The organism is Mycobacteriales bacterium, assembly GCA_030697205.1.
Lineage (GTDB): Bacteria > Actinomycetota > Actinomycetes > Mycobacteriales > SCTD01 > JAUYQP01.
The window spans coordinates 1-26,097 of sequence record JAUYQP010000018.1 but is presented as its reverse complement, the minus strand read 5'-3'; the positions used below and the strand labels follow the sequence as shown (position 1 = coordinate 26,097).

Genomic DNA, 26,097 nt, shown 5'->3' with positions numbered 1-26,097 from the left:
CAGTCCACGAGCACGGCAAGGAGTGACGCAGTTGGCCAGCACAGAGGTGTTCGTCGTGGAGACGAGCTCTGGCGAGGTGCACCTCGGGCACCTGGTCTTCGGCGAGGGCACCTTGACGGTCCTGTCCGGCTTCGCCGGCCGGCCGATCGTGCTCGAGGCCGATGACGTAGACAGCGTCCTCCCGGCCGCAGACCACCCCGACGTCGTCGGTGACGACGGCGAAGAACCTGCCGTCACAGGGCCGTCGGACCCGATCGCGGGCGAGTCGTAGGTCCGCTCGGCGCGTAGCCGTTCGGGTCATCTTGGATGGCGTGGGTCGCGCCCTTGCGCTGGTGGTCGACAGGGACCCGTCGGGCGATCCACGGGGAGCGGACACGCGCAGGCAGCGGGTTCAGGACGAGCACGCCACGGGCGAGGTTGCCCAGAGCGAGGTTGCCCAGAGCGAGGTGGCGACCGACGCGGACGCGCTCGTGAAGGTGCTGGCCGCCCTTGAGGGCTGTTCGACGGTCGAGGACGCCACATCGCGCGTGCTGGGTGTGGTCCGCGACGCCTTCGGCTGGGAGTACGGCTCGTACTGGCAGGTGCAGGGCAGCGGGAGCGACCGGGCGCTGCACTTCGTCGTCGAGTCCGGGTCGGCCGGCGCGGAGTTCCGGGCGGTCACGCTCGCGGCGTCGTTCACGGAGGGCGTCGGGCTGTCGGGCCGGGCCTGGCAGCGGCGTGACGTCTTCTTCGTCGCCGACCTCGGCGAGATGACCGACTGCGTGCGTGCCCCTGTCGCGCAGCGCGTCGGCGTGAAGTCTGGGGTCTGCTTCCCCATCGTCGTGCGCGGCGAGGTCGTCGGGACGATGGACTTCTTCGCGACCCGCGTCCTCACCCTGTCCGACGCCCGGATGCAGACCCTGCGCACAGTCGCCACGATGGTCAGCCAGGCAGCCGACCGGATCGCGGCGGCCGTCGAGGTGGCCAACGACGCCTGCCTTTCGCGCTGACGCCGGTCCCGTCGACGGATGCCGACCGCGCCGACTACGGCGTGCTCGACGGGCCCTTCGGCCGGCTCGACCTGGGCCTGCGCAAGGGCGGCATGAGCAACGCCTGGTCGGGGTGCTCCCGATCGACTGGCAGAACCGGCCGACCTTCCAGCAGGTGGTGAGCTTCCGCACCCACCGGCCGAGGGGTACGATGGCACCCGTGAGCGGGCCGGTCGTGGCGCCGCCCGTGCCCGCGCTCCCGGCGACCGGCCTTCCCGTCGTACTCCCGCTGCTCGCTGCGGTGACGCTGCCCGGGGCCGCGGCGCTGCGTCGTCGGCGGATCAGCGGATCAGCGGATCAGCGGATCAGCGTGCCCATGTCGAGGGGCAGCGCGACACCGGTGACGTTGGCGGCCTCGTCGGAGCACAGCCATGCCACCGCGGCGGCGATGTCCTCGGCCTTGGTGTAGCTCGCCGGCAGGGCGTTCATGAAGATGGGCCCGAGGGTCTGGGCGTCCTCGATCACGAGCGGGAAGAGCTCGGGGGTCGTCATGCCGGTCGGGACCGACGCGGGGTGGATCGTGTTGACGCGGATGCGGTGCTGGGCGACCTCGTTGGCGACGGTGCGGGCGAGACCGGTGATGGCGTGCTTGCTCGCGACGTAGTCACCGAGGAAGGGCAGTCCACGCAGGCCCGCGACGCTCGACACCACGACGACCGCACCGCCGCGGCCCTGCTCGATGAGCACCGGGATCGTCGCCTTGAGGGTGTGGAACGTGCCGTCGAGGTTGACGCCGACGACCTCCTTCCACTGCTCCAGGCTGATGTCGACGAAGCGGGAGCCGACGCAGATGCCGGCGTTGGCGATGACGACGTCGAGACCGCCGAGCGTCGCGACGGTCTCGTCGACCGCGGCCTGCACGGCGTCGAAGTCACGGGTGTCGGCGACGAAGGACACCGCCTTGCGGCCCTCGGCCTCGACCAGGGCCACGGTCTCGGCGAGGTCGGCCTCGGTGGGTCCGTCGTAGCCGGTGCTCGCGAAGGTCCGGCAGACGTCGAGGACCGCGACGTCGGCGCCCTCCTGGGCGAGCCGCACCGCGTGGGCCCGGCCCTGGCCGCGGGCGGCTCCGGTGATGAAGGCGGTCTTTCCGACGTAGCGCTGCGGGATCGTCGTCACGCCGGGAACTGTAACGCGTTCTAGTGATGCACCTCGAGGCTTGCCCGCTGGGCCGCGGTCAGTGGCAGCGGCGAGCGGGTGGGGTAGTCGAAGCAGACCAGGACGGCCTGCGCCGACGCAGCGAGCTCGCCGTCGGCGCGCACGTCGAGCCGCAGCCGGAACGACGTGCGCCCCACGGAGACGACCGTGACGTCGACGGCGAAGGGGCCGACGCCGATCTCGCGGTGGTAGTCGACCTCGACCCGCGGGCAGATGACGCCGCTCCCGAACTCCCCGGTCTCGGCGAGGAACGCCATCCAGGCGTGGCCGCAGCGGCGCAGGATCTGGTCGAAGTTGAGGTGGTGGCCGGTGCCCGGTGCGGTGGGGTCGACCTCGGCGGCAAGGGTGCCGAGGTCGTCCGGGCCGACGGTGCTGTGGTGGGTGAACACCCCCTCAGACAACCGCCTTCGTCGGGGCGACCGGCACGGGGGCCCGGCGTCGTTGCCGCTCGCGGCGCACCAGGACCGCGACGGGGACGGCGGAGAGCACCGTCGTCGCAAGCACCCAGGCGAAGGCGTCGCCGTAGGCCAGCGCGCCCTCGCCGTCGGCCAGCCGGCGCTGCAGCACGACGACGAACAGCGCGGTGCCCAGGGACCCACCGACCCGCTGCACGACGTTGAGCTGGGCGCTCGCGTCCGGGATGCGCTCGGGACGCAGGCCGACCATCGCTGCCTGCGTCAGTGGCATCCCCGCGAGCCCGACGCCGATGCCGCGCACGACCATCCCGGCGAGCAGCAGGGGGTAGGACGAGGAGGCGTCCAGCCACAGGAAGGGCACGGTGCCGACGGCGAGGATGCCGGTGCCGACGAGGGCGACGTGGCCGCCACCCCAGCGGTCGGCCCAGACCCCGGCGCGGCGGAGCACGAGGACGACGCCGACCGCGGTGGGCGCCATGAGCATCCCGGTCGCCAGCGCGGACTCGCCGCGGATGTCCTGGAAGTAGAACGGCATGAGGATGAGCCCGCCGAGGCTGACCATGCTGCCGACCAGCCCGGCCAGCGCGGCCGCGGAGTAGACGCCGTCGGAGAACAGCCGCAGCTCGAGCAGCGGGTGCTCCGCGTGCAGGGCGTGCCTCGTGAAGGCCGCGACGAGCAGCAGCCCGACGACCACCGGGCCCACGACAGCGGGCCGGAGCAGCGCCGGATCGGCGGCGGATTCCGAGAGCCCGAAGGTGACGAGCGCCAATCCGGTCGGTGCGAGCAGCAGGCCGACGACGTCGAGCCGGTACCCAGCCGAACCGGGGGTGGCGGCGGCATCGCGCGGCAGGATCCGCAGCGCCGCGACGATCGCGGCGGCGCCGATCGGCAGGTTGATGAGGAAGATCGCCCGCCAGCTCACGGTCTCGAGCAGCAGCCCGCCGAGCGTCGGGCCGAAGACGGGGGCGAGCACGGTCGGGACGGCGAGCACGCCCATCACCCGGCCGAGGTGCTCGCGGCCCGCGGCGCGCACGACGATCATCTGGCCGACGGGCAGCAGCAGCCCCCCGCCGAGGCCCTGCAGGACGCGTGCGACGACGAGCGACTCCAGCGACCAGGCGAGCCCGCACAGCAGCGACCCGGCGGAGAAGAGCACGAGCGAGGCGAGGTAGAGCCTGCGGGTCCCGAGCCGGCGGGCGGCCCAGCCGGTCACGGGGGTGACCGCGGCGATGGCGAGCAGGTAGGCCGTGACGACCCAGGAGATGCCGCTCTTGGTCGCGTCGAGCTCGCCGGCGAGCGGCTCCAGCGCGACGTTGACGATCGTCGTGTCGAGCACCGACATGACCGAGCCGAGGACAGTGACGACTCCGACGCGCCAGATGAAGGGGTCGACGTCGCGGGCCATGCGCAAAACTGTAACGCGTTCTAGTAGGTGTCAACAGGGAGTCACGGGGCTCATCTCGTCGAAGCACTCCTGCAACACATCCCCCCAGCAGCGGAGCCCCTCGTGCGCCTGCCCCTCGCCCTCCCCCTCCTGCTCGCCGCCGCGGCCCTCGTGGTGCCGGGCCAGGCCGCTCCCGCCTCCGCGGCACCGCTGGCCTTCGAGACCATCGCGCTGGAGTTCCAGGTCACGACCAGCCCTGCCGACGAGCTCACCTGCACCGTCGTCGGCGACCTGCGCGTCCCTGCCGGGGTCACCCCGGCCAGCCCCGCTCCACGCGCGGTGCTGTCGACCAACGGCGGGCAGATCCAGTTCGCGGTCGCCTCGGTCGAGCCGTGCCTCGACGCCATCGCGCCGGTCTACACCTGGAACGACCTCGGCTACTCCCTCGCCCAACAACGCGCTGTCCGGGCCCCCCGGTCATCGGTGACACGCCCGGGGTGTGGAAGCTCGGCTGGCATTCGCTGTTCTTCGGCCTCGGCGTCGCGGCCCCCGTCCTCGGCAGCACGCCGCCGCTCGAGGACCCGACCTACTGCGGCGGCTACACGCCGTGGGTCTGCCAGGCCTACGTCGAGCAGGCCACGCTCGGCTCTCCGTCGCAGTCGACGATCGACCACATCAAGCAGGTCTCGACCGGGTACTACATCGACAAGGTCAAGATCCCGGTGCTGCTGTCGCAGGGGCAGGCCGACTCGCTGTTCAACATCCACGAGGCGGTCGCGACCTACGACCAGCTGACGGCGCAGGGCAACGAGGTCCGGATGCTCTGGCAGTCCTGGGGCCACACCGCCGGCACCCCGGTCGCGGGCGAGCTCGACACCGGCACGCTCGAGCCCGGCACGGCCGACCTGCGCGACACCTCGTCACCTCCGGCGTCGCCGGCCCGGTCGACGCGCCCGGCACCACCGCGGCGTGGACGAGCGCGCCGCTCACCGCGCCCGTCGACGTCGCCGGCGTCCCCGAGCTCACCCTGCACTTCAGCGCGCCCCAGGTCGCCGCGGTCCAGTCAGTGCAGCCGCAGGGCAAGCTGATGCTGTTCGCCCGGCTCTACGACGTGGGCCCCGACGGCACGGCCACGCTGGTGCGCGACCAGGTCAGTGCGGTGCGGGTCCCGGACGTGACCAAGCCGGTCGACGTCACGCTGCCCGGCATCGTGCACCGCTTCGACACCGGGCACAGCCTGCGCGTCGTGCTCGCCGCCAACGACGCCACCTACAAGGGGCTCGGCGTCGGAGGGCCGGTCACGATCACCGATTCGACCGAGGCGCCCAACCTGCTCCGGCTCCCGGTGGAGCGCGCCCAGCTCGCCGCGCCGGTCCCCGCCGCTCCGCCCGTGCCTGCCGCCCCGCCGGCGGCCGCGGCCTCCCCGGGCGCGCTGCCGTCGACCGGGCTCGGTGCGCTGCCGGCCTTCCTCGGCGTACTCCTGCTCGGGACCGCTGTCGCGCTGCGTCGCCGCCGAGCCTGACCCCGCGGCAACGGTGACCCCTGCGCGGCCGGGCGCGGGCGCTGGCAGGATGGGGGTGGGCGAGACCCGCCCTGTCGAGGAGGAACGCGTGTCGGACTACGAGCTGCAGACCCCCGGCGGGACGCTCCCGCTCAACATCGTCGAGGGGACCGAGGCGCCGTCCGGCGTCGACATCAGCAAGCTGCTGGCGTCGACCGGCCACGTCACGCTCGACCCGGGCTTCGTCAACACCGCGTCGTGCTCGAGCGCGATCACCTTCATCGACGGTGACGCGGGCATCCTGCGCTACCGCGGCTACCCGATCGAGCAGCTCGCCGAGCAGGCGACCTTCCTCGAGGTCGCGTGGCTGCTCATCTACGGCGAGCTGCCGAGCCAGGCCGAGCTGGTCGGCTTCAAGGCCAAGATCCGTCGCCACACGATGCTGCACGAGGACTTCCGAGAGTTCTTCGGCGGTTTCCCGACCGACGCGCACCCGATGGCGGTGCTGTCGTCCGCGGTGAGCGCGCTGTCGACCTTCTACCAGGACAGCCTCGACCCCTTCGACCCCGAGCACGTCGAGAGCTCGACGATCCGCCTGCTCGCGAAGATGCCGACGATCGCGGCCTACGCCCACAAGAAGTCCGTCGGCCAGCCGTTCCTCTACCCCGACAACAACCTCGGCTACGTCGACAACTTCCTGCGGATGACGTTCGGGGTCCCCGCCGAGGAGTACGTCGTCAACCCCGTGGCCTCCAAGGCCCTCAACATGCTGTTCCTGCTGCACGCCGACCACGAGCAGAACTGCTCGACGTCGACGGTGCGCATGGTCGGCTCGTCCAACGCCAACCTCTTCGTCTCGATCAGCGCAGGGGTGTCCGCGCTGTTCGGCCCGCTGCACGGCGGCGCCAACCAGTCGGTGCTCGAGATGCTCGAGCAGATCCAGACCGACGGCGGCGACATCGCGCACTTCGTCGAGCGGGTCAAGGCCAAGGAGCCCGGCGTCAAGCTGATGGGCTTCGGCCACCGGGTCTACAAGAACTGGGACCCGCGCGCGGCGATCGTCAAGAAGGTCGCCAAGGACGTGCTCGCCTCGCTCGACGTCGCGGACCCGCTCCTCGACCTCGCGATGGAGCTCGAGGAGGTGGCGCTCGCCGACGAGTACTTCGTGGCGCGCAAGCTCTACCCCAACGTCGACTTCTACACCGGCGTCATCTACAAGGCGCTTGGCTTCCCGACCGAGATGTTCACGGTGCTGTTCGCGCTCGGCCGCCTGCCCGGCTGGATCGCCCAGTGGCGCGAGATGATCGAGGACCCGGCAACCAAGATCGGCCGCCCGCGGCAGCTCTACACAGGCCCGGCCGCCCGCGACTACCAGCCGGTGTCCGCCCGCTGACCACCCGGCTGCTGAGGAGCGGTCGGGTTGCCTGAGGGTGTCGCCGCCCACGGCGGTCGCACCTGCTGGCGGAGGCGGACGGGAATCGAACCCGCCTGGCCGAGGTCCTCGACCACACCGGTGTTGAAGACCGGGAGGGCCACCAGGCACCCTTACGCCTCCGCGGCCACCGTATACCAGAAGCGGTATGCTGGTCGTATGGGTCCCGAGCTGGTCCGCGAAGCCCGCAAGCGCGCCGGCCTCACGCAGGCCGAGCTGGCCGGCCGGGTCGGCAGCACCCAGCCCGCGATCGCCCGGATCGAGGCTGGGCGCTCGCAGCCGAGCTTCGACCGGGTCGTCGAGCTGATCCGCGCCTGCGACCTCGACCTGCTCGTCCACCTCGAAGCTCATGACTCCAGCGACTGGGCGCAGGCTCGCGACTTGCTCCAGCTCACGCCGGACGAGCGCGTCGCGCAGAACTCCGCGGGACTGGCCTTCGCCGAGCAGCTGCGTGCGGCCTACCGGGAGACGATCGGTGCCTGACTTCGACGGACCGGCGATTCTGCGGTCCCTCACCGAGCACGACGTGGCCTTCATCCTCATCGGCGGGTTTGCCGCAGTCGTGCACGGGTCCCCGCTGCTCACCCGTGACGTCGACGTCGTGCCGGACCCCGATCACGACAACCTCACTCGGCTGTCGGCCTGCCTGCGTTCGCTCGAGGCGAGGATCCGCAACGGCGACGACGAGTCGCTGCCCTTCGCCCATGACGCCACCAGCCTCGCTGGCTCGGTGTTCTGGAACCTCAGCACCAAGCACGGTGACCTCGACATCAGCTTCCGCCCCAGCGGGACCGACGGCTTCGAGGACCTCCGACAGGATGCGATCACCATCGTTCTCGGTGGCAGCCCCGTGCTCCTGGCCTCCCTCGCGGACATCATCCGGAGCAAGGACGCCGCCAACCGCGACAAGGACCACCGCGCCCTTCCTGTCCTGCGCAAGCTGCTCGACGAGCAGCGGCGCAACCCATGAGGCTCACGCAGTACGCCGCAGGGGGCGGCTGTGCCTGCAAGGTGCCGCCCGGTGAGCTCGAGTCACTGGTCCGGGGCCTCGACCTCGCCGGCGGTGACGTACTGGTCGGGCTCGACGACGGTGACGACGCGGCGGTGGTCCGGCTCGACGCGACCACCGCCGTGGTCAGCACCGCCGACTTCTTCACACCGGTGCTCGACGACCCCTACGACTGGGGCCGCATCGCCGCAGCCAACGCCCTGTCCGACGTCTACGCGATGGGCGGCCGACCGCTCGTCGCGGTGAACCTCGTGGCCTGGCCGCGGGCGGACCTGCCGATGGAGGTCCTCGGCGAGGTCCTGCGCGGGGGCCTCGACGTCGCGCGCCTCGCCGGCTGCGCTGTCGCCGGCGGTCACACCATCGACGGCCCCGAGCCCGTCTACGGCATGGCCGTCACCGGCACCGCCCACCCGGACCGGCTGCTGCGCAACGACGCCGGTGCCCCGGGCCTGCCGCTCACGCTCACCAAGCCGCTCGGCGTCGGCGTGCTCAACAACCGCCACAAGCAGACCGGCGAGGTCTTCGCCCACGCGGTGGAGTCGATGGCCGCGCTCAACCGGGACGCGTCCGCGGCCGCGCTGCTCGCGGGCGTCCGGGCGGCAACCGACGTGACCGGCTTCGGGCTGCTCGGCCACCTCTTCAAACTCGCCCGCGCGAGCGGCGTCACGGCCGTGGTCGACGCCGCCGCCGTGCCCTACCTCGACGGCGCGCGCGCGTCCTTCGCCGCCGGATTCGTCCCGGGCGGCTCGCGCCGCAACCTCGACTGGGTGCGGTCCGAGCTCACCACGTCGTACGACGAGGACGAGCTCCTCCTGCTGGCCGACGCCCAGACCTCGGGCGGTCTGCTCGTCGTCGGTGAGCTGCCCGGTCACCCCGTCATCGGCGAGCTCGTCCCCCGCCGCGGCTCGGTCCTCGAGGTCCGCTGACCCGACTGCCCGTCCAGGGTCCGCTGACCCGAGCGCCGTCCGAGGTCCGCTGACGTCGACGCAGCCCTGCCGCGCGCCTTGCTGCACTGCACGGCCCTTGCGAGCACTGCACACGCCCGGCCATCGGCGAGCATGCGTGTTCAGTGCACGCTGAGGGCTTGCCGCGCGCGCCTTGCTGCACTGCACGGCCCCTGCGTGCACTGCACACCCTCGGCAAGCGGCGCGCGTGCGTGCTCACTGCACGCTGATGGCGTGCAGTGCAGCAAGGCGGCCGGTGGGCAGGTGTGGCGTGCGGTGGGGCGCGCCGCAGGCTGAGGGCGAGTCGTGCGGCACAGGGCGCCGGTGGGCAGGTGTGGCGGGCGGGTCAGGCTGCTGGGGACAGGCGCGCGAGGTAGCGTCGACGAGGTGGACGTCCTGGTCGGCCCCTACCTCGCCGCGGCCCTGCTGCTGGTGCTCGCGGGCGCCCAGAAGGTCCTCGACCCGAAGCCCCTCGTCCGCGCCCTGAAGAGCGTCGGGGCCCCCGTCCCGGGTAGCGCCGTTCGCCTCGCCGCCGCCGCCGAGACCGCCCTCGGGATCGCCGCCCTGATCACGGTGACGACCGCCACCGGCACGACTGCGACAGCCGGCACCCTCGGCGCCGCCGTGGCCGCGGGGGTCGCGCTGTCCTATGCCGGCTTCACCGCGTTCGTGCTGCTGGCGCTCGCCAAGGGCGGGGTCCTCGCGAGCTGCGGCTGCTTCGGCAAGGCCGACACCCCACCGACCCGCACCCACGCCGCGGTGACCGGTGCGCTCGCGCTGTCGGCCGCGCTGGCGGCGGGGGCGCAGCAGGCGCTGTCCGTCGCGCTCGTCAGCTCGACGGCCGCGCTGGCCGTCACGGCGTACCTCGTCCTGGCCGTGCTGCCGCTGGTGCGCACCCGATGACGGCCGCTGTCGTCGCCCTGTCGGCCGCCGTCGTCCTGCTCGGCGTGCTCGTCGCCGGACTGCTGCGCAGCCACGCCGAGATCCTCAAGAGCCTCCACGAGCTCGGGGCGGGCCTCGAGCTCGACCGCTCCGGTGGCGGCGTGCCGGTGACGACCGACGGCATCGCGAGCGCCCGGGCGAGCGCGGCCCGCACCGGCCCCACGCCCGCGGCCGTCACGGGCACCACCCTCGACGACGAGACGGTCGCGCTCAACCTGCTCGGCACCGAGACCCTCATCGCGTTCCTGTCGAGCGGGTGCACGACCTGCCAGGCCTTCTGGGACGCGTTCAACCGACCGGTGACGGTCCCTGGCGGGGCCCGCCTGGTCGTGGTCACCCGCGACCTCGACGAGGAGTCGCCGTCGGCGCTGCGCGAACGCGCCCCGGCCGACGTGCCCGTCGTCGTCAGCAGCGAGACGTGGGACGGCTTCGAGGTCCCCGGCTCGCCCTACTTCGCCTACGTCGACCGCACCGGCCGCATCGTCGGGGAGGGCTCGGCCGCGACCTGGCCGGCCGTCGTCGACCTCATGGCGCAGGCGCTCGCCGACCGCCCCGGCGGCGGCAGGCACCGCGACGCCCGCGACGAGCAGGTCCTGCTCGCCGCCGGCATCGGCCCCGACCACCCGAGCCTGCGCCCGTGAGCGCCCTGCTCTACGTCGGACTCGGCCTCGGCGTCGCCGCGGCCCTGCGCAGCACCTGGAGCCCTTGAGGTGAGTCGATGCTGACCAGCATCACCCCGCTCGGTGAGCGGGGCCGCGGCAACCGCTACGCCGTCACCATGACGGCCTACGCGGTGGGCTCCGTCCTGGGCGGAGCCCTCGTCGGCGCGCTGCTCGGCGCGCTCGGCTCGCTGCTGGCCCTGCCCACCCGCACCGCCCTGGTCGTCGCGGCCGCGGTCTGCCTCGTCGCGGCCGTCGCCGACGCGACCGGCCGTGTCCCGTCGTACCGTCGCCAGGTCGACGAGGACTGGCTGACCCACTATCGCGGCTGGGTCTACGGCGCGGGCTTCGGCTTCCAGCTCGGCGCGGCCGTCACGACCATCGTCACGAGCGCGCTGACCTACGCCGCCCTCGCGGTCGCCCTGCTCACCGCGACTCCACTGGCGGGCGCGGCCGTGATGACCGCCTTCGCGCTGACCCGCGCCCTGCCCGCGATCGCGGCCCGTGGCGTCGACACCCCCGACGCGCTGCGGGCGCTCGCGGCCTGGCTCGAGCGCCGGCTGTCGGCCGCGCGCACGGCGTCGGTCGCCAGCCTGGTCGCCGCCGCGGCCGTCCTCGGGGCGGTGGCGCTGTGAGGCTCGCCGTCCCGGGTCTGACGATGGACCTGCCGCCCGGCTGGGAGGCCCGCGCGAAGACCCAGCCGCCGTCGCGCCCCGGCCGTCGCGGCAACCTGCTGCTGCACGCCGCGACCATCCCGATCCCCAGCACCCGCGGGGACTTCGGCTCCGGCGTGGTCGACCTGCTGCGGGCCGACGACGTCTTCGTGTCGCTGTTCGAGTACGACCCGGAGGACGCGAAGACCGCGCTGTTCGCGGCGAAGGGCCTGCCGACGGTGCGCCCCGCGGACTTCAGCACCGGCGTCATGCAGCGCACCATCAAGGGCCGCTCCGGCGCGCAGTGGTTCTTCTCCGCGGCCGGCCGCGCCTTCACCCTGCACGTCGTCCTCGGCAGCCACGGGCGGCGCGCGCCCGGGGCGGTCCGGCTGCAGGCGCTGCTCGACGGCACGACGATCGGGAAGCTCTGATGACGACCACCACGGAAGCGTTGGCCTCCCTCGAGACCCGCGCCTCGACGCTGTCCGCCGCCACGCTGTCCCAGCGAGTCGTCGACCGGCTGAGCGGCCTGCTCGCCCTTCGTACCTCTCGTCGTGGCTTCCTCGTCCGCGCCGGCGTCGTCGGCAGTGCGATGGCGGTCGACCCGGTCGGCTACGTCCTCAAGCCTGGCACCGCCTACGCCGCGGTGTGCGGCCCGGGCACGTCGTGCGGCTCGGGGTGGACGGTCTTCTGCGCCACCATCAACAAGGGCGCCAACGCCTGCCCGCCCGGCTCGATCGCGGCCGGCTGGTGGAAGGCCGACGGCGCGTCGCTGTGCGGCGGCAAGGCCCGCTACATCATCGACTGCAACGCCACCTGCTCGAAGTGCACCTCGCCCGGCTCGCGGGCCGGCATCTGCTCGACCGCGTGCTGGTCCTGCGGCTGCACCTGCGGCCCGACGTCGTCGTGCGACCAGCGCAAGGTGTGCTGCAACGGCTTCCGCTACGGCCAGTGCAACACCCAGGTCCGCCAGGTCGGGGGTGTGCAGTGCCGGGTCGTGTCGTGCACGCCGCCGTGGAAGTTCGAGGCCTGCTCGACCGCGCCGGCGACCGACAACCGCACCCGCGACCACAACAGTGACGCGCTGCCGCAGAAGTGGACGCCGATCACCGCGCGCTACACCGCCCTGGGCGAGAACGGCTCGGTGCTCGGCGGCACCGTCTACGCCGAGCTCGCTGTCGCGGGCGGTCGCGCCCAGCGCTACCAGAACGGCCGCATCAACCAGAGCGCCGCGACCGGCGTGCAGGTCGTGATCGGCGCGATCGCCAAGCGCTACGAGGCCGTGGGTGCCGAGGCGGGTGCGCTGCGCTACCCGACGGCCGCCGAGGTCGCGGCCCCGGCGAGCGGCAAGGCCCAGGTCTTCCAGGGCGGGCGCATCTCCTGGACCGCCGCGACCGGCGCCTGGGAGACGACCGGTGTGCGCCGCGACGCCTACGCCCGCGCGCGCTACGAGGGCGGTCTCCTCGGATACCCCGTCACCAGCGAGAACCCCGCAGCCGGCGGCGGCACCGCGCAGCGCTTCGAGCGCGGCCGCATCTCGTGGTCGGCCGATACCGGCGCCCACTGGATGGGCGCGCAGATCGCGGCCCGCTACGCCGAGCTCGACGCGGAGGGCGGTGTCCTCGGCTACCCCGAGGTCGACGAGGACGAGCCGCGCAACGCGCCCTACGCCTCGATCGCCGACAAGGGCAGCCGCACCGTGCGGTTCCAGAACGGCCGCCTGACCTACCTCGCGCGGCTCGACACCGTCATCGTCGAACCCCCGTCGCTGCTGCCGGCGACCTGACCTGACGCAGCGACCCTTCGCGGGTCGTCCACCCGGTCGCGTCGAGGTGCTCCAGCAGGGGTACGACGACGCGCCGGCTCGCTCCCAGCGCCCGCGCGGCCTCGCCGGGGGAGAAGGGCTGCGGTACGCCGGCCAGCACCCGCACCGCCCGCTCGGGCGCGGTCGGGTGGACGACGACGTCGGGGGCCAGGCGGAGCAGGATCCCGTGGGCGTGGGCGGTCGCGAGGGCCTTCGCGTCGAGGCCTCGCTGCCGGAGCTCGCCGCGGTCCGGGGCGCCGAGCGGGTCGGAGGCGAGGTGGTGCGCGAGGGCGCGGACGGCGGCGTCCGCGGGGCCGAAGGAGTGCCGCGGGTTGACGACGAGGCCGGGCCGCGTGGTCGCGCCGGCGCGCTCGGCGACGGCGGGCAGCAGCTCGGGGGTGATCCCGAGGCGGGCGGCTGCGGCGGTGGTGGCGAGGCCCGGTGCGGTGGGCGGCAGGTCACCGAGCGCGGTCTTCAGCTGGTCGCCGAGCGCGTGCAGGTGGTCGTCGGTGGTGACCCAGTCGCCGACCCGCACGACCGGGTCCGCGTCGGCTGTCGGTGGGGTTGTCGGTGGGGTTGCCGGTGCGGTCTCGGTCGATCCTGGGCGTTCTGGTGCGGAGCCCGAACCGAGTCGCGCCCGGTCGCGGCGGTCAGTGGCCGTCTCGGTCGTGAGGGGTCGCTCTGACGACCACAATGACCCGAGACGTGGCTGTGCGGGACGGTCGGTGGCAGCGGCGAGCGGGGTGGACACAGGGACGGGCGGGTCCGCGGGGAGGGCGAGGCCCTGGGCGGTGAGGGTGGTGAGGCGCTGGGGGCCGCGGGCGAGCGCGAGGGCGAGCGGGTCGGACACCGCGAGGTCGTGCGCCCGGGCCGCGGCCGCACCGCGGCGGGTCAGCGGCAGCGGGGCGACGTCGACGACGACGGCACCGCACAGCACCCGGTGCGCCCCAGGGTCGCGCAGGACCGCGCGGTCGCCGACCCGCAGTGGCAGCGGTGCCGGCAGCGTCAGCCGCGCGTGGTCCGGGCCGAGCGGGCGTACCCGCACCGGCACCGCGGCGGTGCCGACGTGCAGCACGAGCTGAGCGGGCCGCGCGGGCAGAGGGGCGCTGAGGCGTACGTCGACGACGTCCGTGCGGTGCCACCGGTCGGCGCCGAGCAGCGCGTCCCCGCGATGTAGCGCCGCACCTGACCGCCCCGCGCCCGCAGTCGCGGCCCTGCCCGGCACTGCCACCGCGACCGCCACGCGGGCCGGACCGCTGACGACCTCCGCGTCGGCGCCGTGCACCTGGAGCCCGCGGACCCGCACGGCCTCGCCGGCGGCCGTCACGAGCCGGTCTCCGACCCGCAGCGTCCCCGCCTCGAGGGTGCCGGTGACGACCCGGCCGCGCCCCCTCACGTCGAAGGAGCGGTCGAGCCAGAGCCGCACGTCGGCGTCGGGGTCCGGCACAGGCAGCCGGTCGAGGCAGCGGTCGAGCGCTGCGGCCAGGTCGTCGACCCCCGGAGTCGTGACGGCCTCCACGCACTGCGCGGTGGCGAGCCCGGCCAGGCGGGCCAGCGCATCCGCGAGGACGGGCGCCGGGTCGGCGAGGTCGCTGCGGGTCACGGTCAGCACGACGTGCCCGATGCCCAGCGCGTCGACCGCGTCCACGTGCTCGGAGGTCTGCCGCTGCCAGCCGGCGTCGGCCGCGACGACGAGCAGCACCGCGCGCACGGGGGCGAGGCCGCACAGGGCGTTGCCGACGTAGCGCTCGTGGCCGGGCACGTCGACGAGCGAGAGCGTCCGACCGCTCGGCAGCGCGCAGGTCGCGTAGCCGAGGTCGAGCGTCATCCCGCGGCGCCGCGCCTCGGCGAGCCGGTCCGGGTCGGTGCCGGTCAGCGCCCGCACGAGCGTCGACTTCCCGTGGTCGACGTGCCCGGCCGTGGCCACCACGCCACCGGCGATCGCGGATCCGGCGGATCCGGCAGCACAGGCAGGGGTCACCTACAGCACCGCGAGGACCGCGTCGCGCAGCCGCACGTCGTCGGACTCCGGCACGCAGCGCAGGTCCAGCAGCAGCCGGTCGTGGGAGACCCGGCCGACGACGCAGGGGTCCCCGAGCCGCAGCGGCCCGGCGAGCGCGGCCGGCAGCGCGACGGCCCAGCCGGGCAACGGCACCCCGGGAGCCCCGCCCCCGCCGACCGCGCCGTCGTGCTCGACGACCAGCCCGCCGACGACCTCGGCCAGCACGACGCACCGCCGGTGCAGCTCCTCCCGCGACGTTCGCAGCGACGCGACCACCGGCGGGACCGGTCCGCGCAGGGTGGCCTCGAGCGCGGCGAGGGTGAGCTTGTCGACCCGCAGGGCACGGGCGAGCGGATGGCGGCGCAGCCGCTCGACGACGTCGGCGCGGCCGAGCAGCAGCCCGGCTTGCGGCCCGCCGAGCAGCTTGTCGGCGCTGCACGTGACCACCGCCGCGCCGGCTCGCAGGGCCGAGGCGACGTCGGGCTCGGCTGGCAGCAGCGGGTCGGCGGCCAGCAGCCCGCTGCCGACGTCGACGACGACCGGGACGCCGAGCCCGGCGAGCTCCGCGACCCCGACCGACGACGTGAACCCCTCGACGGTGAAGTTCGACGGGTGCACCTTCAGCACGCAGCCGGTGGCGTCGCCGAGCGCCCCGGCGTAGTCGCACAGCGCCGTGCGGTTGGTCGTCCCGACCTCGCGCAGCACCGCACCGGTCGAGGCGATCAGCTCGTGCAGCCGGAACCCGTCACCGATCTCGACGAGCTCGCCGCGCGACACCACGACCTCACGCCGGGCGGCCAGCGCGGTCGTCGCGAGGACCAGCGCCGCCGCGCCGTTGTTGACGACGAGCGCGTCCTCGGCGTCGGGGACCGCGGCCAGCAGGGCCGCGACGGTGCCCCTGCCGCGACGCCCGCGGGAGCCGGTCGTCACGTCGTACTCGAGGTCGCTGTAGCCCGCGGCGAGCCCGACCGCGGCGACCGCGGCGGGCGACAGCGGAGCGCGGCCGAGGTTGGTGTGCACGACGACGCCGGTCGCGTTGAGGACCGGCCGGGTCGTGGTCGGCGTGGCGGGCAGGGCGGCGACGGCCGCGTCGGCAGCGGCGACCGCGGGCAGCGACCCGCTGCGGACCAGCTCCTGCGCGGCCTGGACGGCGGCCCGGACGAGGCCGGCTCCGACGACGGGGACGGCGGCCTGCAGGCGCGGGTCGGCGAGCAGCGCGTCGGTGCGGGGCACGTCACGCCGCGGGTCGCTCGCGGGCCGGTCGCTCACGGGGCAAAGGTACGGCCAGGGACATGTCACCCCGACGGTCCTGCGGATCCGGCTCGCGCCCGCCGATGCTGGACGTGGGGGAGGGACCGGAGGAGACACGGTGATGTACCCAGGATGGGGACGCCACGAGCCGCTGCTCACGGCCTTCGACGCCCACCACGCCGCCGTGATCCGCAGCGACGGCGTGGCGGCCAGGCTGCGCGACCAACCCGGTGACCGCGAGCTGCTCGACCGCACGCTCAGCGCCGCGGAGGAGGTCCTCGCGACGCGGGCCCGCCTCTACCGTGCGCTGATGGACCTCGGGTGGACACCGCCCGCGGACGTCGTCGAGGACCTCCGCTACGACGACGTATTGCGCGCCACGCCCGGCGCCTGACCCGCGGACCAGGGCGTACGACGAGGATGCGTCTGTGATCCTGCGCTCCGCCCGCCTCGACCTGGTCCCGCTCGAGCTGCCCGTGATCGAGGCCCTGCTCGCGGGCGACCTCGAGCGGGCGCGATCGCTGACGGGATTGCCGATCGACGAGGCGACCTTCGCCGAGGACGGCCACGTCCTGCGGCTGCGCCGCGACCAGCTGCGCGCCGACCCGACGGAGCTGCCGTGGCTGCTGCGCGCCGTGGTCGAGCGCGCCACCGGTGCGGTCGTCGGGCGGATCGGCTTCCACGCCCCGCCGGTCGACGGCACCGTCGAGATCGGCTACTCCGTCGCGCCCGCCCACCGCCGCCGGGGGATCGCGGTGGAGGCCGCGACGGCACTGCTCGGGATGGGCCGCGAGCTCGGCGTACGCCGGTGCCTGGGGTCGTTCTCCCCCGCCAACGACGCCTCGCGGGCCGTCCTCGCCCGGCTCGGCTTCACCCACGTTGGCGAGCAGATCGACGAGATCGACGGTCTCGAGGAGGTGCACGCGCTGGCGTTGTAGCCTTGCCGTCGCCAGGGAGGCTTCGCCTAGTCCGGTCTATGGCGCCTCACTGCTAATGAGGTTTGGGCCTTAAAGCCCATCCGGGGTTCAAATCCCCGAGCCTCCGCCCTGGAAGACACGGGCCCCCGTCCACGACGGGGGCCCGTGCTCGTGCAGGGCTACAGCGTGAGCAGCCGCCGCAGGCCGTCGGCGATCTCCTAGGGCGTGGCCGTGCGGGTCCAGGCCGCAGCCGCCCCGGCCTCCAGCAGCGCGTCGCGCGCCCCCTCGTCGGCGGCCTGCACGCCGATGCGGGTGACGGGCGCCACCTGGCGGATCGTCGCGACGAGCTCGAGCCCGCCGAGCGACGGCAGGGCGTCCTCGACGAGCACCAGGTCGGGCTGCTCGACCACCACGGCCCCGAGGCCCTCGGCGCCGTCTTCGAGGGCGGCTACGACGTCGACGCCGCAGGCCGCGAGCAGCGCGGCGACCTTGTCGCGGGTCCAAGGGCGACGGTGCACGAGGACCGCCGACAGCGCCGCGTCGGCGGCTACCCGCTCGCGCACCGCCGCGTCCACCCGCGCGGCCACCTGTCGGCGCCGCGCCTGGTCCATCTGCTGCTCGCGGCTGCTCACCGGCACAGCCAGCCCGGTGTCGCGCAGCCTCTGCCAGGTCTCGAGCCCCGCAGCGCGCAGCGCCTCACGGACAGGGGGAAGGGGGTCGTGCAGCACGGCTCACCTCTGTGGTCGAAGCAGGTCAGGAGTGACGTCGGACCAGAGGCTACGACGACCGCGGTGCGTGCGCACGCGTCAGCCGTTCGGCGGCGCTGCGCGCACCCGCTATGCTCTTCCTTCGTGCCTCCCGGGGCACACGCGCCCGTAGCTCAACGGATAGAGCACTTGACTACGGATCAAGAGGTTAGGGGTTCGAATCCCTTCGGGCGCACCCAAAACCGCAGGTCAGCGGGGGTGTAGCCCTCCAGGGACCGAGCGGCCTGGCCCTCGTGGTCACACCGTGGTCACAGAACTCTGTGACCGACGTGGCGAACCTGCTCCCGGTCGCACGCATGCTGCGCCTCCCGTCCCGTGCGGACAGGAGGGGTTCGGATGGCCGGTTCGGTCAGCAGGCAGTGCGGGACCTGACCCGGACCCGCACGAGCCTGGTGCGGGAACGTGCCCGCGAGATCCAGCGTCTGGAGCGGGTCCTGGAAGACGCTGGGATCAAACTGTCCGCGGTGGCCAGCGACATCACCGGGGTGTCCGGACGGCTGATGCTCGACGCGCTCATCGACGGGCAACGGGACCCGGCGTCGTTGGCTGAGCTCGCCAAGCGTCGGTTGCGGTCGAAGATCCCGGAGTTGACCGAGGCGCTGACCGGTCGGTTCAACGACCACCATGCGTTCCTCGCGCGGCTGCACCTAACCTTGATCGATCAGCACACCGCCGCAGTGGACGAGCTCACCGGCCGGATCGAGGTGGTGATCGAGCCCTTTCGTGTCGTGCGAGAACTCATCGCGACCATCCCCGGGACAAGCATCGGCGTCGCCGACGTCATCATCGCTGAGACCGGCGCGGACATGACCCAGTTCCCCACCGCAGCGCATCTGGCGTCGTGGGCCGGAACCTGCCCCGGCAGCAACGAGTCCGCGGGGAAGGTGAAGTCCACCCACACCCGACCGGGCAACCCCTACCTGAAGGGGGCGCTGGGGATCGCGGCCATGTCATCGGCCCGCAGCAAGGACACCTACCTCAGCGCGAAGTACCGCCGGATCGCGTCACGCCGCGGACCGGTCAAGGCCATCGTCGCGATCGAGCACGCCATCCTCATCGCGATCTGGAACATGCTCACGACCGGCGAGGTCTACCGGGAACCCGGCGGTGACTTCTACACCCGCAGGCACCCCGACAAGGCCAAGCAACGCGCCCTCGAACAGCTCCGCAAACTCGGCTACACCGTCACCCTGGGCCCAGCTGCAACCACCGTGGCTGGGTGAATCTTCGCGTCAGAGCGGGTGCGAGTTCGTGACGTCGGCCGCGTCTGTCCGCGAACTGTTTCCGGGCCCAGCAAGCGACGTGTGGCTGCCGCCTTCGGCGGAGCGGTTCGGGACGTGCGGTCGTCGGGATGGCTAACGGACGACGTGCGTGCGTAGGTAGTCGGCCAGATGGGGATCGGGCTCCTGGTGCGGGTAGCAGCCCTCCATGAAGGCAACGGCTTCCTCGGCGGCCTCGAACCCGGTCAGGGGCCAGAGTGGCAGCAGGTCTGCGGTGTCTGCGGCACGCATGGAGAAGAGCTTCATCGCAAAGACGTAGCGAGCGGGAGGTTCGAGCACGAGCAGGCGGGGGCTGTCGATGAGGGGTGAGCACATGTCCTCGTGCAGCCCCTGCGGCGCGAACATCGCGGCGTTGTCGTTCAGCCAGTGAGGCTCGAGGTCGTGACGCGCGGCGACCTCGGCTGCGCTGGCGCGGAGGTCGGCGTCGAGCCTCGTGATGCTGTCGACATCGCGGGTAGCTCCCCGCAGGGAATGCAGGGCCAGGAAGGCGCCGCCGACCATCACGATGCGGTGCTGCTTGCCTGGGGGTAGGGCTGCGGACAGCTCACGCAGATAGGCGAGGATCGTCATGCGGTCCAGCAGCTTTGGGCCTGGTTGCGTCATGCAGCAGCCAGAGCGCCCGCGGCGGGAGCGCCGTTGCGGAAGAGACTGTGCTCGTCGATGGTGATGTTGCGGGCACGCAGCTCAGGCAGGGTCGCTGCTCGCCAGGCCTGGAGCATGCGCGGCGTTCCTTCGGGTGCCCACTCGTCGGGCAGCGGGCGGGTCTGACGGGCCCACGCCGGGGCGGGCAGGTCCGCGCTCGCTGCGAGGCGCTCGGCGAGGCCGGCGAGCAGCGCGCGCAGGACGGGTGAGCGTGAGTGCCGCGGCGCGTCCTTGATGGCGGCTGGGATGTGCTCAGGGTGCTGGAGCAGCAGGTCCAGGCTCGCGCGCAGCGCCGTCCAATCGGGCTCGCCGGAAACGGTTGTCCCGCGCCAGGCCCGCGCGAGGTCAGCGAGGCGCGGAGGTGGGTCGTCCGCGGAACTGCCGAGGCGCTTGCGCTGAAGGCGGTACCCAGTGCATTCGAGGAGCCGAGTCAGTGTGCTGAAGGAAGGATCCAGCGTCCCCTGCTCGATCCGTGCGACGGTGGACGGGGCAACCCCCGCGCCCGCGGCGAGCGCTCGGATGGACAACGCCGCGCTGGTGCGAGCCTCGCGCAGCAGCGTCCCGGCGTCCTCCATGTTGTAAGCGTATCCGCGTACAAGATGACTTGCAAGCTCAGCGACCAGCGGTCCCCGGCGCGAGGCGGTCGGCGGCGCGCGGCTGTTACCGGATTGTTCACACTCTCCGCATCGCTGTACCGCTCCAGACCGTCCGAGGGCATCGTCGCGCCGTACGCACGGCACTCAGGACCGGCCTAGACTGCAGTGTCCAGACCCGTACGGATCAAGAGGTTAGGGGTTCGAATCCCTTCGGGCGCACACCTAAACGTGCAGGTCAGCCGGTACGGCGCCCCCTCAGCGGAGATCCGTCTGCTGGTTCGTCCCATCGTCTGTCCCATCAGCGGGCAGACCACCACGATGGGATCACGAGGACACGGCTCGTTGCGCCAGCGGCACCCCGGCCGGTGGGAGGTACGGGTCAGCGTCGGCGTTGACGCGGTCAGCGGCCGGAGCATCTCCCGGTCGGTCACAGTGCACGGTGACCTCGCCGCCGCCCGGCAGCGCCAGGAGGAGCTGGCCGGTCAGGCCGCTGCGCTGCGCTCGGAACAACAGACCCCGGTGCGCAACGTCGCCGAGCTGCTCGACCGGTGGCTGGCCGACGAGCACGACTGGAAGCCCGGGACCTGGCGCGGTTACCGCACCACCCGCCGCCGGCTCGGCGACGACCCGCTGCTCAGACGCGCCCCCGCGGCCGTCACCCCACCTGTGCTGCGGGCCGCGATGCACGCCTGGGCGAAAGCTGGAGTGCCGACCACGACCATCAGCCTCAACGTCCGAACGCTGCGCTCCGCGTTCGGCTGGGCGCACCAGCAGCGGCTGCTCGCCAGCCAACCGCTGGCCGGGATGCGCGGACCCGGGCAGCCCGAGCCGCGCCGCGACATCCCGCTCGACATCGTCCGGGCACTGCGAGTCGGGTGTTGCCTGATGCGGCGGCGCTGCGCAGCCACTGTTCCGCGACGTCACCGAGGGCGAGGAAGGTCTTCTCCGCGGCGCTGCGACCCTTGACCTTCCGTGCTGGTGAGGTCGGCCGCGGCTTGCCGTAGTGGTCGTCGTTGATGCTGACTTCGCCTGGTGCGACGAGGACGTGCTCGGCGAGGACCTCCCCGGTGCCGGGCGCGACGATCGTGACCCGGTCGTTCGCTGCGACGACCTCGACCTTGTTGCCGAGCATCCGGTTCGGCACGGAGTAGCGCGCTGAACCGATCCGGATGCAGCTCAGCTTGTCGACCTTGCGTAGTTCCCGGCGCCCGATCGTGGGCCTCAGCGACGGCAACGCCGCGAGCAGCGGCAGCTCGACCTCGGTGAGCCGCTCGAGTGGGACTGCGCAGATCTCGGAGTGCACTGCGCTGTTGACCTCCGCGCACCACGCCTTCGCGGCGGTGTTGGCCTCGGTGACGTCGGTGGCGTCGGCGAAGCGGCGTGCCACGACACCGAGCGGGACCATCAGGTCGCTCTTGGAGTAGTTCACCAGCGCCTCGACGATGCCCTTGCTCTGCGGGTCCTGGGCCTCGCAGAAGTCCGGCCGGAACCGGTAGTGAGCCGCGAAGCGGATGTAGTCCGGTGACGGGATGACGACGTTGGCGACGACCCCACCCTTCAGGCAGCCCATCCGGTCGGCGAGCACGACCTTCGGGACCCCGCCGAGGGTCTCGAAGCACTCCGCGAGCAAAGCCAGGGTCGTGCTGGCCTTCTCGTCGGTGGCGAACCTGACGAACCGCACCCGAGAGTAGGCCAGCACCGCGCAGAACACGTGTAGCCCGTTGAGGACACCCCAGTCGATGACCAGGTGCTCACCGGGCGCCCAGACCGCCGGCCGACGACCTGCCGCGATCGCTTGTCCCTGCCGGTACTTGGCGCGTTCGGTCGCGACCAGGCGCCGGAAGTTGCGGTCCGACCCCTCATAGCCCGCAGCGCGGGCGATCGGCAGCAGCCGCTTCGCGCTGATCTTGCCGTGGGTCTCCTTCAGCTCATGAGCGACCGTCCCGCGGACGCTCTCGAAGTTCCGGCGGCGTTCGACCCGCACGGCCTGCGCCCGCTCGCGCTCGATGACCCGCTTGACGGTCTTGTGCGTGACACCGCAGATCTCCGCGGCGCCTCGATAGCTGCCCACCCGCTGGTAGGCCGTGATGACGTCCAACTGCTTCCTCGCTGACAACATGGGAGTCCCCCTGGGCGGTGATCGGTGACTGGCTAGACACCGCCACCGTCACCGCTCAGGGCCTCACTCCCGGGCAGACACGACGGACGCGAGGTGGGGACTTCTACCGGCCACCAGTGGGGACTTCTCGTGGCCACCAGCGGGGACTTTCACATGGCCACGGACAGTCTTCAGCTTCGCCGGGGATGCGTGCGGGCGGCTGCTCATCGACGGGCGGTGACAACAATGGGCGCGCCGGTCTCTACGCGACGAGCTCAGCCCGACGTCGTGGACGAAGCGGTCGTGCCGTTCTTCTCGACGGTCATCGACCTCAGACCTTGTTGACATCGAGGAGAGCTACACGGTCACGTCCGCGGCGGAAGCCCCGGGACACCGGCATGGCTTTCCGTGCACGGGCTGCAGGACTGCAGGCGGTCAGGCTCGCCGATCCGCCCAGCGACTAGCGCCGCGCCGCTCCGCGGGTCAGAGCCTGCCCCGCCGCGGTGATGAGCCGGCCGCTGGGGACCGGCAGGGGCAGCGCCCCGATCACGCCTGCGACCTTAACTGCGAGCTCGGCGCGGCTGGACGGCGTGATGATTGACGTGTCGATGAGCGCCGTCCACGCCCTGCTCCCGCTTGAGCTGATGCCAGACCGACAGCAGACCCTGTCGTCTCTCGAGAGACCAGTGTGTGGATTCAGATTGATCTGGCCAAATCGAGTCATCCAGATGCGACGACGGTTCCACGGATCGGGATCATACGAAGATCCTGCGCCGGACAACAGGAGTTGTCGAACTCGTGGCGAACAGTCCGAGTGGAGGTCCTGCGGCCCAGCGCGAGGACCTCTAACGGAGGGGTGATGCTCGGTGCTTGAGGACAGTGAGTCGCTCGCGCGTCTGATCGACGGGTATAGGGGTGTCCTGACGGCGGTCGCCAGGAGCCGCGGACTGGATCACCACGCTGCAGAAGACTGCGTGCAGGACGTCTCGCTCCGCGCCATGAGCATGACCTTCACCCAGGAGGACATCGAGCCGTTGCTCAAGCGCATGGTGCGCAACCGGGCGTTGGACATCCTGCGCAGCACACAGAGCCGGGAGGCTCGGCAGCGCCTCGTGGGATCCCGGACTCTGGTCGAGCACGCAGATCCGTTCGCCACCGTGCTTGATCAAGCCGAAGCCCGCTGGCTCATGCGCAGGCTCACAGCGCTGCGGCCACGCGAACAGCAACTGGCCCAACTTGTCGCACAGGGCCTTGAGGTGCAGGAGGCCGGTCGAACTCTCGGCCTGAGTCCAAAGAACACGTCTGTGACGTGGTCGCGCGCGTCCGCGGCGATGCGCGCTCTCGTTGCCAGCGCGTCTGCCGTGCTTGTCTGGGCTCGGCGACACGTTCGAGAAGGCGCAGCGGGCACAACTGTCCTTGCTTCGGCGATCGCCGCACTCACCATCCCCCACATCGCGACACCCTTGGACCCGGGAACCGCAGATCGGCCTCCGCCCTACACAGCAGGCCAACAACTTGAGAGTGAGCCGAGCACGCTGGCGATCAGACAGGCCCCTCAGCCGGCTCAGAAGGCCACGGTGCCTGGACAGCGCGCCGGCGCGCGGGCTAGCGAAGGAGAAGGCGCACCGCAGCGTTCGCTCGCCCTCGTCCCCAAGATCGAAACTCCAGTTGTGGGGAGCCGGGGCCCGGTCACCACAGAACGCCGCCGCGAAGAGGAGACCTTCTATGATTCGGTCTTTCGCTGCGTCGAGCAGGGTGTGGTGATCACACTCGGCTACCAGGGCTGCGCTGGCTGAGACGTCGAGGGTCTGCTGATGTAGCCAGGTGGTGTGCGGCTCCGTAAGAGTCTGCATGAGACTCCTTCTGCTAGCCGCCCTCCTGGTCACCCCGGCTTTGGCCAACGCCGAGGACGCCGAGCGATGCGTTATCCGCCCCGCGGTGTACGTAACCGACATCGAGCTTCCCGGCGGGACGACGTGCGTTCCCTCACCCATCTGAGGATCACTGTTGCCACGGCTGTGCTCGCTACGTACACCATGTGCCGGACGGATCGTGCGATCCACGATCGACGGCGGGCAAAACTCAGCGGCGTCTACCGGACGCGGAGAGGACAGACATGCGTGCAGCAACTCGGAGGGCGCTTGCTCTCACGGTGTCAGCGTTGGGCGCTATCGCGCTTACGGCTTCGCCCGCGACGGCAGCTTCCGGCCCCGCGCTGGTGCTCCACACGGAGGACTCAGCTGGCGGCACAGTTACAGGGGCGTGCGCGTTTCTGCTGAGCGCCAGCACCGACGCCGCCAACGACACGTACTACGTCCACGCCACCGCGCAGACGAGTGGCGTTGCGGTGTCGACGTCCATCACGTGCACTCTGCAGACGTCGGCCACCCCCGGTCAGGGGGTCCTAGGCGGGGGCGGCATCACCCTGCCGGGCCTCGTGGCGACGACCGTCGTCACCGTCCCGGTCAATCGCTCCGTCGCCGTTGTCTTCGGCTGTTCCGTCCCGGACGCTGCGTTCCTCGACGGGTCGACCGGCAACCCCAACAACCGGTCGACCTGCCGGGCTCTGTAGAAATGAGGAGGACGCTGCACGGCGGGCTGCTGCGTTCGGGCTTACTGTTCGGTGTCCTCCTCCTACTTCTGCAGACTCCCGGGTCGTCGCTCGCGGCGACCAGCGCGGTGCTGACGTCGGAACTCCGCTGGTCCGTCTCGGGCAGTGCCGAGCGAAGTATCGAGTTGAAGAACTCACTCAGCTTCCGAGAGTTTGCGCTTCCGGTAGGACAAGCCGAGGCACTCGGGGGCATCCGTGCGGTCGCAATCCTTCCGCCGGTGGGCAGGCCACAGGCGGGCTTCGTGATGATCGCGCGAACAGATCTTCTGCATGAAGGCTGGGGAGCCGTGAGCACGACGACTCTGAAGCCCGGGAAGTATCGACTAGCTGTGATCTCGGATGGGCGCGGCTCTCTCGTCCTTCGTCTGCCCGGCGCGCCGAAGGGAAGAACAGTCCTTTCGGGTGGATCGCCCTACTCCGGGGCAATCGCACGGAAGTCGCTGGACTCGAGCCCGCGCGCTCCAGGAGAGGTGTCGTTGTTCGACTCGCAATCGTTGGAGTCGTATACCCGCTCGCTGGTTGTTTTTGCCGAAGCGGGCGACTTCCGCGCCACCACCCTGACCTACGTGTGCGCGTACACCGGCCGCAGAGACGAGCCGTTCCTACCCATGTGCAACGGCGGAAGCGGCGCGGGTGTCGGCACCCCGATCAACCCACAGGCCTCCTGGCAATCGCAGGGATACGGCGTCTGGGACTTCGCGCCAGGCGAGGGCACGTTCAGAGTTGAGAGCCACCACGTAGGTACCGTCAACGCTGCCGCCGCCGACTTCTTCTGGTTCGGCGACGAGTAGCCATCGGATCCAGAACAGATCGAGGTCTGCAGGACCTCCCTGCATTGACCTGTCCCCGTCGCGGCTCGGCAGTATGAGGATGCCCCGCTTTGACGGACAGGGTTGATCGCTCGTCAGGCTACGGCCTTCAGAGTGGCTGACGTTGGACTCTGCTGCTCGTACTGGATGGGGGTCAGGTAGCCCAGGGTGTGGTGCTTGCGGGTGCCGTTGAACCA

The 26,097-nt window shown here is 72.0% G+C and carries 26 protein-coding genes, 3 tRNA genes and 1 pseudogene; 20 read left to right on the top strand and 10 right to left on the bottom strand.

Annotated features, from left to right (window positions below; genetic code table 11):
• Positions 1-55 precede the first annotated feature (55 nt).
• Positions 56-271, top strand: a complete 216-nt coding sequence (locus Q8R60_06670; GenBank protein MDP3712150.1) for a hypothetical protein — start codon at positions 56-58, stop codon at positions 269-271.
• 175 nt (positions 272-446) lie between these two features.
• Positions 447-989 carry a GAF domain-containing protein gene (locus tag Q8R60_06665; protein ID MDP3712149.1) on the top strand — a complete coding sequence of 181 codons (543 nt, stop codon included), beginning with the start codon at positions 447-449 and terminating at the stop codon, positions 987-989.
• A 336-nt stretch (positions 990-1,325) separates the two neighbouring features.
• Here the strand turns inward: Q8R60_06665 and Q8R60_06660 are convergent, their stop codons facing one another.
• From Q8R60_06660 to Q8R60_06650, 3 genes are read right to left on the bottom strand one after another with little or no spacing between them, the layout of a single operon-like run.
• Positions 1,326-2,135 (bottom strand): mycofactocin-coupled SDR family oxidoreductase, encoded by an 810-nt coding sequence (locus Q8R60_06660; GenBank protein ID MDP3712148.1) that lies wholly within the window; start codon positions 2,133-2,135, stop codon positions 1,326-1,328.
• 29 nt (positions 2,136-2,164) lie between these two features.
• A complete protein-coding gene (locus Q8R60_06655) occupies positions 2,165-2,572 on the bottom strand; it encodes an acyl-CoA thioesterase (GenBank protein ID MDP3712147.1) in 408 nt (135 codons plus the stop codon).
• A 4-nt stretch (positions 2,573-2,576) separates the two neighbouring features.
• Positions 2,577-4,004, bottom strand: a complete 1,428-nt coding sequence (locus tag Q8R60_06650; GenBank protein MDP3712146.1) for a DHA2 family efflux MFS transporter permease subunit — start codon at positions 4,002-4,004, stop codon at positions 2,577-2,579.
• 586 nt (positions 4,005-4,590) lie between these two features.
• On the opposite strand from Q8R60_06650, the gene Q8R60_06645 reads away from it, so the two are divergent.
• Together Q8R60_06645 and Q8R60_06640 are read left to right on the top strand one after the other, a co-directional pair.
• Positions 4,591-5,505, top strand: coding sequence for a CocE/NonD family hydrolase C-terminal non-catalytic domain-containing protein (locus tag Q8R60_06645; protein MDP3712145.1), 915 nt, complete (start codon positions 4,591-4,593; stop codon positions 5,503-5,505).
• A gap of 88 nt (positions 5,506-5,593) precedes the next feature.
• On the top strand, positions 5,594-6,877 hold the full coding sequence (locus tag Q8R60_06640) for a citrate synthase (protein ID MDP3712144.1): 1,284 nt from the start codon (positions 5,594-5,596) through the stop codon (positions 6,875-6,877).
• 66 nt (positions 6,878-6,943) lie between these two features.
• Here the strand turns inward: Q8R60_06640 and Q8R60_06635 are convergent.
• Positions 6,944-7,039 (bottom strand) — tRNA-Sec (locus tag Q8R60_06635).
• Positions 7,040-7,075: 36 nt separating this feature from the next.
• Here Q8R60_06635 and Q8R60_06630 point away from each other — a divergent pair.
• The 8 genes from Q8R60_06630 to Q8R60_06595 all read left to right on the top strand — a co-directional run bounded on the left by Q8R60_06630 (position 7,076) and on the right by Q8R60_06595 (position 12,909).
• Positions 7,076-7,399, top strand: coding sequence for a helix-turn-helix transcriptional regulator (locus tag Q8R60_06630; protein ID MDP3712143.1), 324 nt, complete (start codon positions 7,076-7,078; stop codon positions 7,397-7,399).
• On the top strand, positions 7,392-7,886 hold the full coding sequence (locus tag Q8R60_06625; GenBank protein ID MDP3712142.1) for a hypothetical protein: 495 nt from the start codon (positions 7,392-7,394) through the stop codon (positions 7,884-7,886). Before Q8R60_06630 ends, Q8R60_06625 begins: the two co-directional genes overlap by 8 nt.
• Entirely contained in the window at positions 7,883-8,851 is a 969-nt protein-coding gene (selD, locus tag Q8R60_06620) for a selenide, water dikinase SelD (GenBank protein MDP3712141.1), read from the top strand. Before Q8R60_06625 ends, selD begins: the two co-directional genes overlap by 4 nt.
• 405 nt (positions 8,852-9,256) lie before the next feature.
• Positions 9,257-9,772 (top strand): hypothetical protein, encoded by a 516-nt coding sequence (locus Q8R60_06615; GenBank protein ID MDP3712140.1) that lies wholly within the window; start codon positions 9,257-9,259, stop codon positions 9,770-9,772.
• Positions 9,769-10,452: a hypothetical protein gene (locus Q8R60_06610; protein MDP3712139.1), complete on the top strand. Its 684-nt coding sequence runs from the start codon at positions 9,769-9,771 to the stop codon at positions 10,450-10,452. The genes Q8R60_06615 and Q8R60_06610 overlap by 4 nt, the downstream gene beginning before the upstream one ends.
• 77 nt (positions 10,453-10,529) lie before the next feature.
• Entirely contained in the window at positions 10,530-11,105 is a 576-nt protein-coding gene (locus Q8R60_06605) for a hypothetical protein (protein MDP3712138.1), read from the top strand.
• Positions 11,102-11,554, top strand: a complete 453-nt coding sequence (locus Q8R60_06600; protein ID MDP3712137.1) for a hypothetical protein — start codon at positions 11,102-11,104, stop codon at positions 11,552-11,554. The genes Q8R60_06605 and Q8R60_06600 overlap by 4 nt, the downstream gene beginning before the upstream one ends.
• On the top strand, positions 11,554-12,909 hold the full coding sequence (locus Q8R60_06595) for a hypothetical protein (GenBank protein MDP3712136.1): 1,356 nt from the start codon (positions 11,554-11,556) through the stop codon (positions 12,907-12,909). The genes Q8R60_06600 and Q8R60_06595 overlap by 1 nt, the downstream gene beginning before the upstream one ends.
• Here the strand turns inward: Q8R60_06595 and Q8R60_06590 are convergent.
• Together Q8R60_06590 and selA are read right to left on the bottom strand one after the other, a co-directional pair.
• Positions 12,872-14,908, bottom strand: a complete 2,037-nt coding sequence (locus Q8R60_06590) for a SelB C-terminal domain-containing protein (protein MDP3712135.1) — start codon at positions 14,906-14,908, stop codon at positions 12,872-12,874. The two genes, Q8R60_06595 and Q8R60_06590, sit on opposite strands and share 38 nt — an antisense overlap.
• Positions 14,909-16,198 carry an L-seryl-tRNA(Sec) selenium transferase gene (gene selA / locus Q8R60_06585; protein MDP3712134.1) on the bottom strand — a complete coding sequence of 430 codons (1,290 nt, stop codon included), beginning with the start codon at positions 16,196-16,198 and terminating at the stop codon, positions 14,909-14,911.
• Positions 16,199-16,298: 100 nt separating this feature from the next.
• Here selA and Q8R60_06580 point away from each other — a divergent pair, with 100 nt between their 5' ends.
• The 3 genes from Q8R60_06580 to Q8R60_06570 all read left to right on the top strand — a co-directional run bounded on the left by Q8R60_06580 (position 16,299) and on the right by Q8R60_06570 (position 17,224).
• On the top strand, positions 16,299-16,574 hold the full coding sequence (locus Q8R60_06580) for a hypothetical protein (protein ID MDP3712133.1): 276 nt from the start codon (positions 16,299-16,301) through the stop codon (positions 16,572-16,574).
• 34 nt (positions 16,575-16,608) lie between these two features.
• Complete coding sequence (locus Q8R60_06575) at positions 16,609-17,118, top strand: GNAT family N-acetyltransferase (GenBank protein ID MDP3712132.1); 510 nt, start codon at positions 16,609-16,611, stop codon at positions 17,116-17,118.
• Between the two features lie 15 nt (positions 17,119-17,133).
• Positions 17,134-17,224 (top strand) — tRNA-Ser (locus Q8R60_06570).
• A 91-nt stretch (positions 17,225-17,315) separates the two neighbouring features.
• On the opposite strand, the gene Q8R60_06565 is transcribed toward Q8R60_06570, so the two are convergent.
• Complete coding sequence (locus tag Q8R60_06565) at positions 17,316-17,825, bottom strand: response regulator (GenBank protein MDP3712131.1); 510 nt, start codon at positions 17,823-17,825, stop codon at positions 17,316-17,318.
• Positions 17,826-17,966: 141 nt separating this feature from the next.
• Here Q8R60_06565 and Q8R60_06560 point away from each other — a divergent pair.
• Both Q8R60_06560 and Q8R60_06555 read left to right on the top strand, forming a co-directional pair.
• Positions 17,967-18,039: transfer RNA gene (locus tag Q8R60_06560), tRNA-Arg, on the top strand.
• Between the two features lie 184 nt (positions 18,040-18,223).
• Positions 18,224-19,087, top strand: a pseudogene (locus Q8R60_06555) (transposase).
• A gap of 132 nt (positions 19,088-19,219) precedes the next feature.
• Here the strand turns inward: Q8R60_06555 and Q8R60_06550 are convergent.
• The 3 genes from Q8R60_06550 to istA all read right to left on the bottom strand — a co-directional run bounded on the left by Q8R60_06550 (position 19,220) and on the right by istA (position 22,501).
• Positions 19,220-19,714, bottom strand: a complete 495-nt coding sequence (locus Q8R60_06550; protein MDP3712130.1) for a hypothetical protein — start codon at positions 19,712-19,714, stop codon at positions 19,220-19,222.
• A gap of 29 nt (positions 19,715-19,743) precedes the next feature.
• Positions 19,744-20,361 (bottom strand): helix-turn-helix transcriptional regulator, encoded by a 618-nt coding sequence (locus Q8R60_06545; protein ID MDP3712129.1) that lies wholly within the window; start codon positions 20,359-20,361, stop codon positions 19,744-19,746.
• A gap of 748 nt (positions 20,362-21,109) precedes the next feature.
• Positions 21,110-22,501 (bottom strand): IS21 family transposase, encoded by a 1,392-nt coding sequence (gene istA / locus Q8R60_06540; protein MDP3712128.1) that lies wholly within the window; start codon positions 22,499-22,501, stop codon positions 21,110-21,112.
• 845 nt (positions 22,502-23,346) lie between these two features.
• Here istA and Q8R60_06535 point away from each other — a divergent pair.
• From Q8R60_06535 to Q8R60_06525, 3 genes are all read left to right on the top strand, one after another.
• Positions 23,347-24,276, top strand: coding sequence for a sigma-70 family RNA polymerase sigma factor (locus tag Q8R60_06535; GenBank protein MDP3712127.1), 930 nt, complete (start codon positions 23,347-23,349; stop codon positions 24,274-24,276).
• A gap of 641 nt (positions 24,277-24,917) precedes the next feature.
• Positions 24,918-25,052 (top strand): hypothetical protein, encoded by a 135-nt coding sequence (locus Q8R60_06530; GenBank protein MDP3712126.1) that lies wholly within the window; start codon positions 24,918-24,920, stop codon positions 25,050-25,052.
• A gap of 2 nt (positions 25,053-25,054) precedes the next feature.
• Complete coding sequence (locus Q8R60_06525; GenBank protein ID MDP3712125.1) at positions 25,055-25,882, top strand: hypothetical protein; 828 nt, start codon at positions 25,055-25,057, stop codon at positions 25,880-25,882.
• Positions 25,883-26,097: the final 215 nt, after the last annotated feature.